Source organism: Streptomyces sp. AC602_WCS936 (assembly GCF_019049125.1).
In the GTDB taxonomy this organism is placed as follows: Bacteria; Actinomycetota; Actinomycetes; order Streptomycetales; family Streptomycetaceae; genus Streptomyces.
The window spans coordinates 66,445-82,771 of record NZ_JAGMUF010000016.1; the positions used below are offsets into that span (position 1 = coordinate 66,445).

Genomic DNA, 16,327 nt, shown 5'->3' on the forward strand with positions numbered 1-16,327 from the left:
CGCCGAATGCGTGGAAGTTCCGACCTGGGTATGACGGGAGGCGGGGACGGATGATGCCCGGGTACTACGGGGTGTGGGCCGTGGGGTGGTGCGGGCCGGGGGCGGCGGGACCGCGCGGGTTTCCGGCGTCGCGCAGGTCCCCCAGATCGCGCCGGAAGGTCAGCCCCGCGCGCCCGTCGAGCCGCGTCTCGCCGGTGCGGACGAAGCCGGTGCGGGCGAGCACGGCCCGCGAGGCGGCGTTGTCGACGGTGGCGGCCGCCCGCAGCGCGGTCAGTCCGTAGCTCCGGGCGGCGAGGGCGCAGACCTCCCGCACGGCCCTGGTGGCCAGGCCCTGCCCGGCCGCCCGTTCGGCGATCCGGTAGCCGAGGTCGGCGACGCCCTGCTCGACGTCCACGAGGTTGATCCGGCCGAGTATCCCGCCGTCGGTGCCGACCAGCACGTGGAAGTGGCAGACACCGGCCTCCTGCTCGGCCAGCAGGGCGCGGAGCCGCTCGTCGAATTCGGCGAACCAGTCGTCGCCCCGGTCGGGTATGGAGGCGGCGAACCAGGCGCGGTTCTCCCGCTCGAAGGCGAGCAGGGCGGGCGCGTGGCCGGCGTGCAGGCGTCGCAGGCCGGGCGCGGGCATCAGTCGGCGTCCCGTGCGGCCCGCTCGAGGGCCGCGTCGCGCCCCCGCACGTACCAGATGCCGATCAGGCCGAGCCCGGCGCCGGCCAGGCAGGTCCACACCCACCAGGCATGCCCGTGGTCGTCGAACCAGCCGTAGAAGGGCAGCTGCGCCAGGAAGAGGACGAACCACAGGACGGTGCCGCCGACGATGGTCGGAACCACGGGGCCCTCCAGGGGCTCCGGTGCCTCGTGCGTGGGTGTCCACTTCGTCATGCGTACAGCTTACGAGGCGCCCGGCGGCGGTCCGACGGGGCGCCGCCACCCCGGGTCTACGCGCGGAGATAGCGATCAGGGGCTCATACGTTCATACTGAACCCGTTTGTCTCTGACCGCTTTCATTCGTAGGAAACACCAATAAGGCCGTGGGGGAACCTGTTGGTGATGAGGTCCTCGCATGCCCACCTCGGCCTCCGCCAAGGTCCCCCCGTCCCCCGAGTCGCCGGAAGACCGGCGGCCCCCGCAGAACGGACTCGACCGCTACTTCAAGATCTCCGAGCGCGGCAGCACCCTGTCCCGTGAGATCCGCGGCGGCTTCGCCACCTTCTTCGCGATGGCCTACATCATCGTGCTGAACCCGATCATCCTGGGCAGTGCGAAGGACATGTACGGCAACCAGCTCGACAACGGTCAGCTGGTCACCGCGACCGCCCTCACGGCGGCCTTCACCACGCTCCTGATGGGCGTCATCGGCAACGTCCCGATCGCGCTCGCCGCCGGTCTCGGCGTGAACTCCGTCGTCGCCCTCCAGCTCGCCCCGCGGATGTCCTGGCCGGACGCCATGGGCATGGTGGTGCTGGCCGGTTTCGTCGTGATGCTGCTGGTCGCCACCGGCCTGCGCGAGCGCGTCATGAATGCCGTGCCCCACAGCCTGCGCAAGGCCATCGCGATCGGTATCGGCCTGTTCATCCTGCTGATCGGCCTGGTCGACTCCGGGTTCGTCACCCGCATGCCGGACGCCGCCCAGACCACCGTCCCGCTCCAGCTGGGCACGGGCGGGCACCTGCTCGGCTGGCCCGTGCTGGTCTTCGTCCTCGGTGTGCTGCTCACCCTGGCGCTGATCGTCCGCAAGACCCCCGGCGCGATCCTGATCTCGATCGTCGTGATGACCGTCGTGGCGATGGTCATCAATCTGATCGCGGACGTCCCCTCCTGGGGCCTGACCACCCCCGAGTGGCCCGGCAACCCGGTCGCCACCCCGGACTTCGGCCTGGTCGGCGAGGTCAGCCTGTTCGGCGGGTTCGAGAAGGTCGGCATCCTGACCGGCGTGCTGTTCGTGTTCACCGTCCTGCTGTCGTGCTTCTTCGACGCGATGGGCACGATCATGGCGGTCAGCGACGAGGCGAAGCTGACCGACGGTGAGGGCCAGATGCCGGGCATCAACAAGGTCCTGTTCGTCGACGGCATCGCGGTCGCCACCGGCGGCGCCAGCTCCGCGTCGGCGACGACCTGCTTCGTGGAGTCCACGGCCGGCGTCGGCGAGGGCGCGCGCACCGGCTTCGCGAACATCGTCAGCGGCGGGCTGTTCGCCCTGGCCCTGTTCCTCACGCCGGTCGCCACGATGGTGCCGTCCCAGGCGGCCACCCCGGCGCTGGTCGCGGTCGGCTTCCTGATCCTGGCCGGTTCGATCCGGGAGATCGACTGGAACGACTTCACGATCGCCATCCCGGCGTTCCTGACGATGCTGATGATGCCGTTCACCTACTCGATCACCAACGGCATCGGCATGGGCTTCATCGCCTTCTCGGTGCTGCGCCTGGCCGTCGGGCGGGGCCGCGAGGTGCCGGTCACGATGTACGCGGTGTCGGCGGTGTTCGCCTTCTACTACCTGATGCCGGCCCTGGGCCTGACGTGACCCGTGCGGGGCACGCTCACGTGACCCCGTAGAACCGTTCCGTCTCCTCCACGGCGGACTGGAACCGCTCGTCGAAGTCATCACGGATGAGCGTCCGGACGACATAGTCCTGGACGCTCATTCCTCTTTTCGCCGCATGGTGCCGGAGCCGGTCGAGCAGCTCCCCGTCTATCCGCAGGCTGAGCACGCTGGTCCCCATGGGCACGAGGGTCGCCCCCGCTCACCGGGTGATGCTCCGATTTCCGGAAACGACTCACTCGTACGGGTGAACTGCGGGTTTCAGTGGCGGGCGTCACGGGCACGCGGGCGCTTGTGCGGTGGTATTTCGCCAGACTAATGAGTTACGCTAAGGAACATGCCGGACCTCAAGCATGGCGACGACGCCGCCGCCGTGAACTCCCTGCGCTCCGCCGTGATGCGGTTGTCCCGTCGGCTCAAGCACCAGCGGGTCGACGAGTCGCTCAGTCCGACCGAGATGTCGGTACTGGGCACCCTGTCCAACTGCGGCAGCGCGACCCCGGGCGAGCTGGCCCGCAAGGAACACGTCCAGCCGCCGTCGATGACCCGCATCGTGGCGCTGCTGGAGGCGAAGGGGCTGGTCCGGCTGGAGCCGCATCCCGAGGACCGGCGCCAGAAGGTCGTGACGCAGACCGAGCAGGCCGTGGTGATGCTCGAGGAGAGCCGCCGCAAGCGGAACGCGTTCCTGGCCACGCTGGTCGAGGGACTCGACGAGGAGGAGTGGGCGGCCCTGCGTGCCGCCGCCCCCGTGCTCGAGAAGCTGGCCCACGTGTAAGCAGCACCGACGAGGAGGCGAACCCTTTTGAGTACGGGACCCGGAGCAGCTTCCGCCCCCGCACCCGACGGCCACGACGACCCGACCACCCCCGGCACTCGTCGTAAGACCTCGATGTTCGCCTCCCTGAAGGTCAGGAACTACCGCCTGTTCTTCACGGGCCAGGTCGTCTCGAACATCGGCACCTGGATGCAGCGCATCGCCCAGGACTGGCTGGTGCTGAGCCTCACCGGCTCCTCGGCCGCCGTCGGCATCACCACCGCCCTGCAGTTCCTGCCGATGCTGCTCTTCGGCCTCTACGGCGGTGTCCTCGTCGACCGCCTGCGCAAGCGCCCCGCGCTGCTGGTCACGCAGTCCTCGATGGCGGTGACCGCGCTCTTCCTCGCCGTCCTCACCCTCACGGGCCACGTGCAGGTCTGGCACGTCTACGTCGCCGCCTTCGCGATGGGCCTGGCCACCGTGGTCGACAACCCGGCCCGCCAGTCCTTCGTCGCCGAGCTGGTCGGCCGCGACCAGCTCCAGAACGCGGTCAGCCTCAACTCGGCCAACTTCCAGTCCGCCCGCCTGGTCGGCCCCGCCGTCGCCGGTCTGATGATCACCGGGGTGGGCACCGGCTGGGCGTTCCTCGCCAACGGCCTGTCCTTCGTCGCGCCGCTCAGCTGCCTGCTGCTGATGCGCGCCCGCGAGCTGCACGCCGTCGAGCGCACGCCGCGCGGCAAGGGCCAGCTGCGGGAGGGCCTGCACTACGTCGCCGGACGCCCCGAGCTGATCTGGACGATCGTGCTGGTCGGCTTCATCGGCACCTTCGGCTTCAACTTCCCGGTCTTCCTGTCCGCCTTCGCCGACGACGTCTTCGAGGCGGGCGCCGGAGCCTACAGCCTCTTCAACACCCTCATGGCCGTCGGCTCCCTGGCCGGTGCCCTGCTCGCCGCCCGGCGCGGCACGGCCCGTCTGCGCGTGCTGATCGCGGCGGCGCTCGCCTTCGGCGCCCTGGAGATGGTGGCGGCGACGGCACCCGAGCTGTGGCTGTTCGCGCTGCTGATGGTCCCGATCGGCGTCTTCAGCATGACGGTCAACGTCACCGCCAACACCAGCATTCAGATGTCCACCGACCCGGCCATGCGGGGCCGCGTCATGGCCCTCTACATGATGGTCTTCCTCGGCGGCTCCCCGGTCGGCGCCCCGATCGTCGGCTGGGTCACCGACACCTACGGCGCCCGGGCGGGCTTCGCCGCGGGCGGCGCGGTGGCGGCGACGGCCGCGCTCGTCATCGGCCTGATCCTGGCCCGCGTCGGCAACCTGCGCCTGTCGGTGGGCTGGCACCGGGGACACCCGCAGGTCCGCTTCGTGCCGCGGGAACGGCGGGAGGAGCTGGCGCGGGCGGCGTAGCAGCCGGGCGGTACGGGGTCTGACAGGGTGATGCCATGAGACTGTTCGCCGCCGTACTGCCCCCCGAGGACGTCACCGCCGCCCTCGCCGTCGAGGTGGCGGCGCTGAAGAGGCTGCCCGGTGCGGAGGAGCTGCGCTGGACCGGCCGCCCCGGCTGGCACTTCACGCTCGCCTTCTACGGCGAGGTCGACGACGACGTCGTGCCGGACCTGTCGGCCCGCCTGGAGCGGGCGGCGCACCGCACCGCGCCCTTCCGGCTGGCGCTGCGCGGCGGCGGGCAGTTCGGGCACGGGCGGGCCCTGTGGGCTGGGGCGGACGGGGACCTGGCGACGCTGCGGTTGCTCGCGGACCGCGCGGAGTCGGCGGGGCGCAAGGCGGGCGTCGAGATGGGGGAGCACCGGCGCTACAAGCCCCACCTGACGGTGGCCCGCAGCCGGGACGCGTACGACGCGCGGCCGTACGTCGACGCCCTGGACGGCTTCACCGGTCCCGCCTGGACGGTGACCGACCTCGCGCTGGTGCGCAGCAACCTGCCGAGGTCCGGGATGCCGGGCGAGCAGCCCCGTTACGAGACGGTCGCCCGCAGCCCGCTCGGCGCTTCCGGTTAGGCTCGGGGACGTGGACCCGAAGACCCGTAACCGGATCATGGCCGGTGTGCTCGTGCTGATGCTCGTGGTGGTGGCGGTGGCGGCGGCCCTCGGCTGACCGGGCCGTGGGCGGCCGCCGCCCCGCTCACCACGTCATCGCGCTGCCCGCTCGGCTACCAGGCGAACGCCTCCGGCGAGGGCCCCGGCCCCGGGAAGATCTCGTCCAGCCCGGTCAGCAGCTCGTCCGACAGCTCCAGCTCCACGGCCCGCAGCGCCGACGTGAGCTGTTCGGCGGTGCGCGGGCCGACGATCGGGCCGGTCACGCCGGGCCGGGTCAGCAGCCAGGCCAGCGCGGCCTCGCCGGGCTCGACGCCGTGCTTGTCGAGCAGGTCCTCGTACGCCTGGATCTGCGACCGCTTGGCGGGGTCGGCCAGGGTGTCGGCCGCCCGGCCGGAGGCGCGGCGCCCGCCCTGGACCTCCTTCTTGATCACGCCGCCGAGCAGTCCGCCGTGCAGTGGCGACCACGGGATGACGCCGAGGCCGTAGTCCTGCGCGGCCGGGATGACCTCCATCTCGGCGCGGCGCTCGGCCAGGTTGTACAGGCACTGCTCGCTGACCAGCCCGATGGTGCCGCCGCGCCGGGCGGCGGTCTCGTTGGCCTGGGCGATCTTGTAGCCCGGGAAGTTCGACGACCCGGCGTACAGCACCTTGCCCTGCTGCACCAGCGTGTCGACGGCCTGCCAGATCTCGTCGAAACCGGTGGCGCGGTCGATGTGGTGGAACTGGTACAGATCGATGTGGTCGGTCCGGAGCCGCTTCAGGCTGGCGTCGACCGCCCGCCGGATGTTCACGGCGGACAGCTTGTCGTGGTTGGGCCACGCCTCGCCGTCGGCGCCCATGTTGCCGTACACCTTGGTGGCGATCACGGTCCTGTCGCGTCGGTCGCCGCCCTTGGCGAACCAGTTGCCGATGATCTCCTCGGTACGGCCCTTGTTCTCGCCCCAGCCGTACACGTTGGCGGTGTCGAAGAAGTTGATGCCGGCGTCCAGCGCCGCGTCCATGATGGCGTGGCTGTCGGCCTCGCCGGTCTGCGGGCCGAAGTTCATCGTCCCGAGGACGAGCCGGCTGACCTTGAGTCCTGTGCGTCCGAGCTGCGTGTACTCCATGGTCCCCAAGCCAACGGCTTGGAGTGCGCTCCAGGCAAGCGGGTTCGGTCGGTCAGTCGCGGGGGAAGGTGTCGGTCCGAAGGGTGAGGCCGAGGACGGTGCCGGTGAGGTCCAGTTCCTGTCCGAAGGCGACGCGGGTCTCGGTGGTGTAGTCGCCGTCCTTGGGGTGCGTGAAGATGTGGCAGCGGCCCTGGTACGGGTCGGCGATGAGGTAGAGGGGGACCTCGGCGGTGGCGTAGGCGAGCTTCTTGGGGCCGTAGTCGTTGGCTGCGGTGCCTTGGGAGATGACCTCGGCCACGAACTCGACGTCCTGGTACTGCCAGTGGCCCGTTTCGTCCTGCTCCGCGCCGTCGCGGAGCTTGGCCACGTCCGGGCAGAAGCCGTTCTCGGGGCCCGGGAAGTCGATGCGGACGTCCGAGAGGACCAATACGTCCATACCGAAACGGTCCTCGATGGCCCGTACGATCCGCCGGATGATTGCCCAATGCGTGTCGCGCTGCGGTGTCATGTAGACGTTGCCCTCGACGATCTCGACCCGGAATCCTTCGGGGACGGGCATCCGCTCCAGCCGCTTGAACCACTCGTCCAAGCACTCCGTGTTGGCGTCGGCCATGGCGATCCTGTCGTCTACGACGGTCATCGTGGCGCTCCTCCCCGGCTGCCCCAACGACGGTTGCAGCCGCGCGGTACAACGATACGCACGGCGACCGGGACACGGGAGGACGCGCATATGCCAGAGGTGCGGGCTCCTACGAGGAGGCGGAGTAGGGCCCGCCCAGCCCCCACTCCTCGTGCAGGGCCTGCGCGAAGGCGCCCGCGATCCGGTGCTCGCCGCTCTCGTTGGGGTGCGTGCCGTCGTAGGTGTCCGTGTGGAAGTCGTACGCCGTCGGCGGCGGGACGAGCAGCAGCGGGGAGCCGGGGGCGTCGAGGTCGGCGACCGTCTTCGCGAGGAGGTCGTTGAAGTGGGCGACCTGCCCGGCGAAGGTCTCGTCGGCGTCCACCCGGATGTTGTGCAGCACCGGCATCACGGCCATGCGCACGCGCGGGTTCGCCGAGCGGGCGTCCGCGACGAAGGCGCGGACGTTGGCGGCGGTCTGCTCGGCGTTGGTGTAGAAGCCGAGGTCGATGAGGCCGAGGGAGACCAGGAGCACGTCCGCGCGGCAGGCGCGTACCGTCCCGGCGATGACCGGGGTCATGTGGTGCCAGCCCTCGCCCCAGCCGGCCAGGTGCGCGCGGGGGAAGTCCGGGTCGGCGTAGGCGTAGGAGACCGGCTCGTCCGTCGACGGGTCGTGCAGTGTCTCGCGCGGGCCCACGAACGTGATGGGCCGGCCGCAGGAGTCGCGCAGGTGCTGCCACAGACGGTAGCGCCACGTGTGTTCGCCTGCGCTCCCGATCGTCATGGAGTCACCGACGAACATGAACCTGAGCATCCGCTCATCATGGACGATGCAGGGACGGTGCGCCTGACCGTCGCTATGTGAGCCCGGCCACGCAGCGTGACCGCCACCGTGAACGGCCGCGCGGGATGGCAGGCTTGGCGCATGCGCCGATCTCTCGCCCTCCTCGCCTCGGCCCTCCTCGTGGGTGCGTTCGCCGTGCCCGCCTCCGCCGCCGACGGGGACGACGGGAGCGACGGCTTCACGATCAAGGACCCGCGCATCACCGAGTCCAGCGGCCTCGCCGCCTCCCGCCTCCACCCCGGCGTCTACTGGACGCACAACGACCAGGACAACGGCCCCTACCTGTACGCCGTGGACGGCTCCACCGGCGAGACCGTCGCGCGCGTCGCCCTCTCCGGCGTGGGCACGCCCAGGGACGTCGAGGCGATCTCCATCGGCCCCGGCAACAAGATCTTCGTCGGCGACATCGGCGACAACCTCGGCGGCACCTGGCCGTACGTGTGGATCTACGAGCTGCCCGAGCCGACGGAGCTGAAGGACCAGACGGTCCAGGCGACCCAGTACGTCGTGAAGTACGCGGACGGCGCGCGCGACGCCGAGTCGATGGCCGTCCACCCGAAGACCGGGCGGGTGTACATCATCGACAAGAACGAGGACGGCGGACACCTGTACGAGGGCCCCGAGAAGCTCTCCGCCTCCGGCACCAACGTCTTCCGGCGCGCCGCCCCCGTCGAACTCTGGGCCACCGACGCCGCCTTCTCCCCGGACGGGAAGACGCTCGCCGTGCGCGGCTACCTCGGGGGCATCTGGTACGACTGGAACGGCGGGAAGATCCAGCGCAAGGGGCGGATCAGCGTGCCGCTGGGGCAGGGCGAGTCCGTCACCTACACCCCCGACGGTGGGAAGCTGCTGCTCGGCATGGAGGGGACGAACAGTCCGGTCAAGGCCGAGGACGCGCCGGGGGGCGGTAGCGGCGGGTCCGGCGGGGGCGGCTCCGACGCCCCGGGCGGGGGAGACGACGGCGTCGGCGGTCCGGGCGGTGACACGCTCAAGGTCGGTGCGGTCGGGCTGCTCGTCGCATGCGCCGTCCTGTTCGGCCTACGACGGGTGTTCCGCCGCCGCTGACCGGTCCGTGGTGGCCCCGTCCGCCGCGCGCCGCGCGGCCACCAGCACCTCCAGCCCGTCCAGGATGCGCCGCAGCCCGAACTCGAAGTGGTCGAAGCCGGTGCCGAAGGCGTCCTCGGAGAGGGAGGCCAGTACGGGGTAGCGACCGCTGGTCATGGCCTTCACCAGCACCGGTTCCTGGGCCTGCCAGAACTGCGCGTCGGTGAGGCCCGAGGTGCGTTCCGCCTCCTCCTGGTACACCTGCGTGCGGGCGGCCCCGACGACGTATCCGTCGATCAGGACGATCGCCGAGACCAGCTCGGGGTCGGTCAGGCCCATCGGCTTGATCCGGGCGAGCACCTTCTCCATGCCGTCCAGCGCGCTCGGGCCCAGGATCGGGCGGGACTGGTTGACCTCCAGCAGCCAGGTGTGGCGGCGGTAGAGGGCGAGGGTCGCGTGGCCGAGCGCCTCCAGTGCCGAACGCCAGTCGCCGTCGCCGAGGTCGCCGGGGTCCTCGGAGGGGCGCTGCACGCGGTCCAGCATGAGGTCGAGGAGTTCGGCCTTGCCGGGGACGTAGCGGTACAGGGACATGGTGCCGGTGCCCAGCTCGGTGGCGATGCGGCGCATCGAGACGGCGCCGAGCCCGTCCCGGTCGGCGACCTCGACGGCCGCCTCCACGATCCGCTCCAGCGTCAGCCCCGGCTTGGGCCCACGGCTGGGCCGTCGGCCGGTGTCCCACAACAGTTCCATGGTGCGGTTGACGTCACCGCTGCCACTGGTCTCCGTACCGCTTGCCATGGGGTCAGTGTAGGTCCGCGGCAAAAAACTGGGTACGGTGTACGCGCAATCGGGTACGGTGTACTCAGTTAAGGAGTGAGAGGGGGACCACCCATGAGCGACGGATACGCGGTACGGGCCGAGGGGCTGGAGAAGCGGTACGGCGACAAGCGCGCCCTCGACGGCTTCGACCTGGCCGTCCGCGAGGGCACCGTGCACGGGCTGCTGGGACCGAACGGCGCGGGCAAGACCACGGCCGTGCGCATCCTGTCCACGCTGATCCGGCTGGACGGGGGACGGGCCGAGGTCGCCGGCCTCGACGTCGCCCGGCAGGCCCGTGAGGTACGGGCGCGGATCGGCCTCACCGGCCAGTACGCGGCCGTGGACGAGGTGCTCACCGGCCGGCAGAACCTGGAGATGTTCGGGCGGCTGTTCCACCTGGGCGGCCGGCGCGCCCGCGCCCGTGCCGTCGAGCTGCTGGAGCAGTTCGACCTGACCGACGCCGCCGACCGGGGCGTCGGCAAGTACAGCGGCGGCATGCGGCGCCGCCTCGACCTGGCCGCCTCGATGATCCTCGCCCCGTCCGTGCTGTTCCTGGACGAGCCGACGACGGGCCTGGACCCGCGCAGCCGCGGCGAGGTCTGGGACTCCGTGCGGGCCCTGGTGGCGAACGGCACGACGGTGCTGCTGACCACGCAGTACCTGGAGGAGGCCGACAAGCTGGCCTCCCGCATCACCGTCATCGACCGGGGCCGGGCCATCGCCGACGACACCCCGGACGGGCTGAAGAACCTGGTCGGCGGCGACCGGATCGATGTCGTGGTGGCCGAGCGGTCCGAGATCCCGCGGGCGGTGAAGACGGTCGCCCGGGTCTGCCAGGGCGAACCCGAGACCGACGAGGAGACGCGGCGCGTGCACGCCCCGGTCGCCGACCGGGTGGCCGCGCTGACGGAGGTCGCCCGCACCCTCCAGGACGAGGGCGTCGCCGTGGAGGACATCGGGCTGCGCAGGCCCAGCCTGGACGACGTGTTCCTGCGCCTGACCGGACACCGTACGAGCACGGAGCCCGCGCGGCATGTGGACAAGGAGGCGGTGGCGGCATGAGCGCCCTCGACCCGACGACGACCCCGACCGCCGATCGCGGCCGCCTCTACTGGCTCCTCGCCGACTGCGGCAACATCGTCCGCCGCGGCCTGACCCACTACCAGCGCCAGCCCGTCAACATCGCCTGGCAGCTGGGCTTCCCGATCCTCTCCGTCCTCCTCTACGGCTATGTCTTCGGCAGCGCGATGACCGTGCCCGGCGGCGGGGACTACAAGGACTTCCTGATGCCCGGCATGTTCGTGATGACCATGGCCTTCGGCTTCATCAACACCGCGACGGTCGTCGTCTACGACTCCACCAAGGGCGTCATCGACCGCTTCCGCTCCATGCCGATGTCGTCGTCGGCGGTGGTGGCCGGGCGGGGGGTCACGGATCTGGTCGTCGCCTGCGCCGAGCTGGCCATCATGATGCTGACGGCCCTGGCCATGGGCTGGCGGCCGGACGGCGGCTGGGGATTCCTGGCCGCGTTCGGACTGCTGCTGTGGCTGCGGTTCGCGCTGATCTGGATCGGCGTGTGGCTGGGCCTCCTGGTCCCCAACCCGGAGGCGGCGGGCGGCCTGTTCGCCGTGGCCTTCCCCCTCACGATGATCTCCAGCATCTTCGTCGCCCCGCAGCTCATGCCGGACTGGCTGGGCTGGGTGGCCGCCTGGAACCCGATCTCCTCCACGGCCGCGGCCGCCCGCGACCTGTTCGGCACCCCGGCCGGCGGCGGCGACTCCTGGGTCGAGCAGCACGCGCTGCTGATGGCGGGGGTGTGGCCGGTGATCCTGACGGCGATCTTCCTGCCGCTGGCGGTGCGGAGGTTCCAGCGGCTGAGCCGGTAGGTCTCACTCCGGCAGGAGGCAGGGCAGGGGGTGGGACCTGCCGCCCGGGGAGCAAGCCACCAGGGCGACGGAGAGGAAGGCGGGACGTTCGAGGTAGTAGCCCAGCGACACGTCCCCGCCCCGCTCCAGCCGTGCCTCCGCCGACGCGACGAGGGCGGCCATGCGTAGATCGTCAGGCCGGCCGCCGAACAGTAAGCGGGGCGCGTACTCGGCCAGGCGGACACGGAGCCACGCCGCGGCGACCCGCGGGTCCGTCCAGGTACCCCGCACCTGGGCGGTCGGCTTCCGGCGGGTGGCGGCTCGGGATGCGGTGGGCGCCGCAGGGCCTCCTGCCGCCCGGGCGCCTGGAGCGTACGGGCCCCGTCAGGGCCTGGGCAGGGGCAGGCCGGTCATCTGCGTGCCGCAGGTGCTGCCCGCCGTCGTACACATGCAGGGTGAACGTCTCCGGCCCCGGACGGCCGGCGTCGAGGGGGACTGGATGTCCCGCCTCGCCCGCAGTACGCCCGGTTGAAGAAGGATTGTCTCCCTGTGGACGGGTCTGCGGCAGTCAGCTCGCCGGGGCTACCGCACCCACGCCTGCACGATCAGCGTTCCGAGGTTCGTCGGCTCCGGCGCTTCGAGCACCTTCGAGTGGACCTCCAGGAACCCGGCGTTGCGCAGGACTCCCTCCCACATCTCGGGCGAGTACGCCCACCGCTGCACCGGCAGGACCCGGCCCCGGAAGCCGTTGCCGTACATGCCCTGGGCCCCGTAGCAGCCGTCGACGGGCGGGGCGCAGGCGAGGACGAGGACGCCCTTGTCCGTCAGGTGCTCGCGTACCGGCTCCAGCCACAGCCGGGGGTCGGTAAACCACAGAGCGCCCCAGTCGGAGAAGATCGCGTCGTACTTCTTCTCGGTGCCGGCGAGGTAGGTGAGGACGTCGGAGCACACGAACTCCGCGCCGTCCTCGGGCCACCGCTGGCGGGCGTGCTCGATCTGGACGGGCGAGAGGTCAACGCCCGTGGCCTGGATGCCCTTGCGGGCGAGGTAGGCGGTGGCGTCGCCGGTTCCGCAGCCCAGCTCCAGGGTGGTTTCCGGCTGGCCGAGCAGTTCCTCGCCGGGGCCGTGCCGGTCGTACTGTGTCCACCCGAACCCGCGCTCCCGTGACTCCTCGACAGTGATCGGGTTCTCGGCGTACCTGTTCCAGTAGGTCTCAAGGTCCATGCCCGCGACGCTATCGACGCGACCACCTTGATCACCTGGTTTCTCCATGTTTCCACCGCTTCGTCCACAGCGGAGGCCGCCGCCCCAACGGGGCTGCGGCCTCCCTCAGTTCACGGCTCAGTGGCAGCCGCTCTGCGTCCGCGACGAGCACGGCGTGCAGTTCGTGGCGTCCTTCTCCCACAGCGGCACGTCGATCTCGAAGCCGAACGCGGCGACGGCTTCGGCGGTCCGCATGACGCTGCCGTCGTTCTTGCGGTCGATGAACGGGATGTGGTCGAGGAACTGCCCGTAGTGTTTCTGGCAGAACTCGCGGTAGATCTTCGTGTCGAGGATGAGCTGATGCACGCCCTCGTCGACCAACTCACCGCAGCCCAGGCCCGGGGCGCCGGACTGCATGGCGGTGATGAGGTAGGCGATGGCCTGGCCGAAGACGCGCTCGGCCATGACGGTGTCCCAGGTGTGGTGGTCGCGGACCAGGAGCGCGATCTCCCGGTCCCACACCTCGGGCGACACGTAGTCGCGCGGGTTGCGGGTGATGGTCGGTGTTGCCACTGTGCCCTCCGGTTGTTCGTACGGACGGGTAGGTGGTTCCGAGCTGCACCGGAGCGTCGCCGAGGCTCCGGTGCCTGCCGCCCCGTTGCGCAACTGCCAGGAACGGTTGACCGGGGCGGAGTCTTGCTGCACCCGGGGCGGGGGCCAGTCGGGCCGGTGGGAACGGTCAGAAGTCGTTCCCCGCCTCAGGTGGGCCTGTGAGCCGGCGCCTCAGCCGAGGAGGCCGGCGGCCGTCTTCTCCAACAGGGCCGCGCTGGCGGCCGTGTCGTGGCTCAGGGCGAGAGACTGGTGCGGGAGTCCGGCGAGCCGGTCGGCGAGGTGCGGGTCTCCGCCCGTCAGGGGCAGCAGCCCGAACACGTCCAGGTAGCGGTCCTCGGTGCCGGCCGTGAAGAAGTCCGCCTCGCCGAGCCGGCGGGCCTCGCCGGTCAGCCCCGGTTCGCCGCCGGGGGTGATCTGCGGGAACAGCAGGCCGGCGGCCGTACCCTCGGTGGCGAGGGGCATACCGAGCCACGAGTCGAGCTGGTCGGGGAAGAACTGCGGCTTCATCTCCTTGCCGTTCGCCTTCCACAGGGGCTCTCGGCGGCCCTCCAGGAGGGCGTCTGTGACGCGCTGGTCCTGGGTGGGGTGCATGGCCTCGCCGTCCCGCAGACGGGCCGCTACGGGCTCGAAGAGGCCGAGGGAGTCGAGGAGGCCGAAGCCGAACGCGGCGGCCGATGGCCAGGGCAGCACCCGCACGCGGCCGTCCTCGACGCGGGCAAAGACGCGGTCGTTGGCGAGGAGACGCCACCCGCCGACCCGAGCCAGGAGGAACGCAGTGGTGGTCTTGCCCGCACCCTTGTCACCGAGGGCCAGCAGCGTCGCCCCGTCGTCGCGGGTGACGGCGGAGGCGTGGAGGATCTGCCAGCCGTCCACGACGAGCATTCCGCGTACGAGTTCGCGGGCGAGCCGGGCGGCGGCCGTCGCCAGGGCGGTCTCGTCGGAGCCGTCGATCCGCAGGCGGCGGATCGAGGAGTCCCATTGGTAGGCGAGCCGGGCGGCGGACTGCACGGCCAGCACCGTGCCGTCGTCGCCCCGGCTGTACTTGATTGGCGAGCCCGCGTAGTCGGCCTCGCCCGGGTCGCCGCCGAGGACGGCTTCGGCGAGGGCCGTGTACTCGCCGGGGTCGATGTCGGCCGACACCACCGGCCCGGTGACGGGCGGCTTGGCGGGTGCCGCGTTCCACCACGAGCCGAAGTAGCGGGCCGCCCAGTCGGTCACCGCGGCCGTGTGGCTGATGACGGTGACGGTCTGGCCGTCGGCCGTGGCGATGCGGGTGGCAGTGCGGTCGGTCATGAGTGCTGGGTCTCCTTGGTGATGGTGTCGTATGCGGTGCGGAGCTTGGCGGCGGCGGCCTGGAGCTGCACGGCCTCCGTCGCGTCGAGCGGGGGAAGGCACACGGTGGGGGTGCCAGCGGTGAACCGCAACGGCATTCCGTACCAGTCGCCCCGCCATGGGGCGGTCAGTTCGATCACACCGTCCACACGGCTCAGGGTGTGGGCGAGGGCGGAGACGGCGGCCCCGGCCGGGCCGGACCGGGTGCGGCCTATGCCGGTGTTGATGCGGCGCGGCCGTCGCGTGAGTTCGTGGCGGATCTGCTCGACCGGCACGGCAACGGGCCGCCCGTTCACGGTGGTGGAGGACGCGCAGATCACCGCCTGGTCGCCGTGTTCGCCGATGACGTGTCCGGCCACCGACCCGACCGGCACGTCCAGGAGCCGGGCGAGGGTGAGCCGGTAGCGGGCGGTGTCGGTGCTGGAGCCCACCCCGAACACCCGGCCACAGCCGGACGTGGCGGCGAACAGCCGGGTCATGACGTCGACCGGGTTCGTCACCATCACCACCACGCCGGCATAGCCGGCGAGCTGGCGGCCGAGGGCGGCGATCAGGGGCGCGTTCGCCTCCAGGCCGGCCATGCGGACATCGGCTGTCGCGGTGTTGGTGAACACGGCCCTCGGGCACACCACGATCGCGTCGCAGCCGCGCATGCCGGCCGGGGTGGTGTGAACCGCCCGGACGTGTGAGCCGGTGACCTGCCCCATGTCCTCCAGATCGGTGACCAGCGAGGCCGCCGTGCGGCCGCTGCCCGAGGTGACCATCACGGTGTCGCACCAGCCGGACGCGGCGAGGAGCGTGCCGATGGTCTGGCCGACGGCCCCGGCGCCGATCAGTCCCACGGCGGTCATGAGGCGGCCGCCTTCGCCGCGTTGTCCAGGGCGAGGCGCCACACGCTGCGGGCGTCCCGGAACGACACCAGAGCGGCCGTGGACCGGTCGAGCATGTCGCACACCGCCCTCGCCCGGCCGGCCACGGCGACGGCGTGCGGGGCAAGCGGCAGGCCCGGCGGGGCCGGGTCGTCGGCCGGACGCCCGCGGTGCAGGTGCTGCCGTTCAGCGCTGGTGTCCTGGTCGGCTACACCCCTGCCTTCTCATCCTTCAGCTTCGACGAGGAGCCGACGGTCGAAGCGGTCACCATGGACAATCTGCGCGGCACATCCGTCCTTGAAGCGCCCGAGGACCTTGCCGCTTACGCCAATGCGTTCGACCTACTACGATCGTCGGCGTTGGCGCCGGATGCGAGCGCGAAGCTCATCCGGGGCATACTGCGGAGCTTGAAGGAAGACACATCGTGACCGAGGTCGCTAGCCCCTTCTGGAAGTCCTCGTACTCGGGCCAGGAGAACAACTGCGTCGAGGTCGCCGACACCGCCCCCGGTGGCCGGGCCGTCCGCGACAGCAAGCGGCAGGACGGTGGTCCCCTGCTCACCGTCTCCCGGGAGAGCTGGGCCGCGTTCCTGACGCAGTTCGGACAGTAGGCGACAGCACGTGAAAGGGCGCCCGGCGGATCGCCGGGCGCCCCTCATCGTCGTACGACG

Annotated in this window: 21 protein-coding genes; 9 read left to right on the forward strand and 12 right to left on the reverse strand. The window is 71.2% G+C overall.

Annotation, left to right across the window (positions count from 1 at the left end; genetic code table 11):
* Positions 1–64 precede the first annotated feature (64 nt).
* Together KUM03_RS07435 and KUM03_RS07440 are read right to left on the reverse strand one after the other, a co-directional pair.
* Positions 65–625, reverse strand: coding sequence for a GNAT family N-acetyltransferase (locus KUM03_RS07435; protein ID WP_217246216.1), 561 nt, complete (start codon positions 623–625; stop codon positions 65–67).
* Positions 625–879 (reverse strand): DUF2530 domain-containing protein, encoded by a 255-nt coding sequence (locus KUM03_RS07440; RefSeq protein WP_217246217.1) that lies wholly within the window; start codon positions 877–879, stop codon positions 625–627. Before KUM03_RS07440 ends, KUM03_RS07435 begins: the two co-directional genes overlap by 1 nt.
* 181 nt (positions 880–1,060) lie before the next feature.
* On the opposite strand from KUM03_RS07440, the gene KUM03_RS07445 reads away from it, so the two are divergent.
* Positions 1,061–2,518, forward strand: a complete 1,458-nt coding sequence (locus KUM03_RS07445; protein ID WP_217246218.1) for an NCS2 family permease — start codon at positions 1,061–1,063, stop codon at positions 2,516–2,518.
* 16 nt (positions 2,519–2,534) lie between these two features.
* Here KUM03_RS07445 and KUM03_RS07450 read toward each other — a convergent pair whose 3' ends face one another.
* Positions 2,535–2,717 (reverse strand): ribbon-helix-helix protein, CopG family, encoded by a 183-nt coding sequence (locus KUM03_RS07450; protein WP_198941424.1) that lies wholly within the window; start codon positions 2,715–2,717, stop codon positions 2,535–2,537.
* A 156-nt stretch (positions 2,718–2,873) separates the two neighbouring features.
* On the opposite strand from KUM03_RS07450, the gene KUM03_RS07455 reads away from it, so the two are divergent.
* From KUM03_RS07455 to thpR, 3 genes are read left to right on the forward strand one after another with little or no spacing between them, the layout of a single operon-like run.
* Positions 2,874–3,311: a MarR family winged helix-turn-helix transcriptional regulator gene (locus KUM03_RS07455; RefSeq protein WP_073729613.1), complete on the forward strand. Its 438-nt coding sequence runs from the start codon at positions 2,874–2,876 to the stop codon at positions 3,309–3,311.
* Positions 3,312–3,338: 27 nt separating this feature from the next.
* The gene (locus KUM03_RS07460) at positions 3,339–4,700 is read left to right on the forward strand and encodes an MFS transporter (RefSeq protein ID WP_217246219.1); all 1,362 of its coding nucleotides are present in this window, start codon (positions 3,339–3,341) and stop codon (positions 4,698–4,700) included.
* 35 nt (positions 4,701–4,735) lie between these two features.
* The gene (gene thpR, locus KUM03_RS07465; protein WP_217246220.1) at positions 4,736–5,308 is read left to right on the forward strand and encodes an RNA 2',3'-cyclic phosphodiesterase; all 573 of its coding nucleotides are present in this window, start codon (positions 4,736–4,738) and stop codon (positions 5,306–5,308) included.
* Between the two features lie 152 nt (positions 5,309–5,460).
* Here thpR and KUM03_RS07470 read toward each other — a convergent pair whose 3' ends face one another.
* The 3 genes from KUM03_RS07470 to KUM03_RS07480 all read right to left on the reverse strand — a co-directional run bounded on the left by KUM03_RS07470 (position 5,461) and on the right by KUM03_RS07480 (position 7,883).
* Positions 5,461–6,453: an aldo/keto reductase gene (locus KUM03_RS07470; protein WP_217246221.1), complete on the reverse strand. Its 993-nt coding sequence runs from the start codon at positions 6,451–6,453 to the stop codon at positions 5,461–5,463.
* A gap of 52 nt (positions 6,454–6,505) precedes the next feature.
* Positions 6,506–7,093 carry a Uma2 family endonuclease gene (locus tag KUM03_RS07475; RefSeq protein WP_217246222.1) on the reverse strand — a complete coding sequence of 196 codons (588 nt, stop codon included), beginning with the start codon at positions 7,091–7,093 and terminating at the stop codon, positions 6,506–6,508.
* A gap of 109 nt (positions 7,094–7,202) precedes the next feature.
* The gene (locus KUM03_RS07480; protein WP_217246223.1) at positions 7,203–7,883 is read right to left on the reverse strand and encodes an SGNH/GDSL hydrolase family protein; all 681 of its coding nucleotides are present in this window, start codon (positions 7,881–7,883) and stop codon (positions 7,203–7,205) included.
* 111 nt (positions 7,884–7,994) lie between these two features.
* Between KUM03_RS07480 and KUM03_RS07485 the strand changes: the two genes are divergently transcribed.
* Entirely contained in the window at positions 7,995–8,978 is a 984-nt protein-coding gene (locus KUM03_RS07485; RefSeq protein ID WP_217246224.1) for a WD40 repeat domain-containing protein, read from the forward strand.
* Here the strand turns inward: KUM03_RS07485 and KUM03_RS07490 are convergent.
* Entirely contained in the window at positions 8,952–9,755 is an 804-nt protein-coding gene (locus tag KUM03_RS07490) for a TetR/AcrR family transcriptional regulator (protein WP_217246225.1), read from the reverse strand. The genes KUM03_RS07485 and KUM03_RS07490 overlap by 27 nt on opposite strands.
* A gap of 93 nt (positions 9,756–9,848) precedes the next feature.
* Here KUM03_RS07490 and KUM03_RS07495 point away from each other — a divergent pair, with 93 nt between their 5' ends.
* Together KUM03_RS07495 and KUM03_RS07500 are read left to right on the forward strand one after the other, a co-directional pair.
* Positions 9,849–10,838 carry an ATP-binding cassette domain-containing protein gene (locus KUM03_RS07495; RefSeq protein WP_217246226.1) on the forward strand — a complete coding sequence of 330 codons (990 nt, stop codon included), beginning with the start codon at positions 9,849–9,851 and terminating at the stop codon, positions 10,836–10,838.
* Entirely contained in the window at positions 10,835–11,662 is an 828-nt protein-coding gene (locus KUM03_RS07500; RefSeq protein WP_217246227.1) for an ABC transporter permease, read from the forward strand. The genes KUM03_RS07495 and KUM03_RS07500 overlap by 4 nt, the downstream gene beginning before the upstream one ends.
* A gap of 3 nt (positions 11,663–11,665) precedes the next feature.
* Here the strand turns inward: KUM03_RS07500 and KUM03_RS39175 are convergent, their stop codons facing one another.
* The 5 genes from KUM03_RS39175 to KUM03_RS07525 form a co-directional block, all read right to left on the reverse strand.
* Positions 11,666–11,824 (reverse strand): hypothetical protein, encoded by a 159-nt coding sequence (locus KUM03_RS39175; RefSeq protein ID WP_374225274.1) that lies wholly within the window; start codon positions 11,822–11,824, stop codon positions 11,666–11,668.
* 399 nt (positions 11,825–12,223) lie between these two features.
* Positions 12,224–12,865, reverse strand: a complete 642-nt coding sequence (locus KUM03_RS07510) for a bifunctional 2-polyprenyl-6-hydroxyphenol methylase/3-demethylubiquinol 3-O-methyltransferase UbiG (protein WP_217246228.1) — start codon at positions 12,863–12,865, stop codon at positions 12,224–12,226.
* Between the two features lie 117 nt (positions 12,866–12,982).
* Positions 12,983–13,417, reverse strand: a complete 435-nt coding sequence (locus KUM03_RS07515) for a hypothetical protein (protein WP_217246229.1) — start codon at positions 13,415–13,417, stop codon at positions 12,983–12,985.
* A 210-nt stretch (positions 13,418–13,627) separates the two neighbouring features.
* The gene (locus KUM03_RS07520; RefSeq protein ID WP_217246230.1) at positions 13,628–14,749 is read right to left on the reverse strand and encodes a hypothetical protein; all 1,122 of its coding nucleotides are present in this window, start codon (positions 14,747–14,749) and stop codon (positions 13,628–13,630) included.
* Positions 14,746–15,639: a lactate dehydrogenase gene (locus tag KUM03_RS07525; protein WP_217246231.1), complete on the reverse strand. Its 894-nt coding sequence runs from the start codon at positions 15,637–15,639 to the stop codon at positions 14,746–14,748. Before KUM03_RS07525 ends, KUM03_RS07520 begins: the two co-directional genes overlap by 4 nt.
* Before the next feature lie 134 nt (positions 15,640–15,773).
* Here KUM03_RS07525 and KUM03_RS07530 point away from each other — a divergent pair, with 134 nt between their 5' ends.
* On the forward strand, positions 15,774–16,085 hold the full coding sequence (locus tag KUM03_RS07530; protein WP_308406275.1) for a Scr1 family TA system antitoxin-like transcriptional regulator: 312 nt from the start codon (positions 15,774–15,776) through the stop codon (positions 16,083–16,085).
* Positions 16,082–16,267, forward strand: coding sequence for a DUF397 domain-containing protein (locus KUM03_RS07535; protein ID WP_217246232.1), 186 nt, complete (start codon positions 16,082–16,084; stop codon positions 16,265–16,267). Before KUM03_RS07530 ends, KUM03_RS07535 begins: the two co-directional genes overlap by 4 nt.
* The last annotated feature ends 60 nt before the right edge of the window (positions 16,268–16,327 follow it).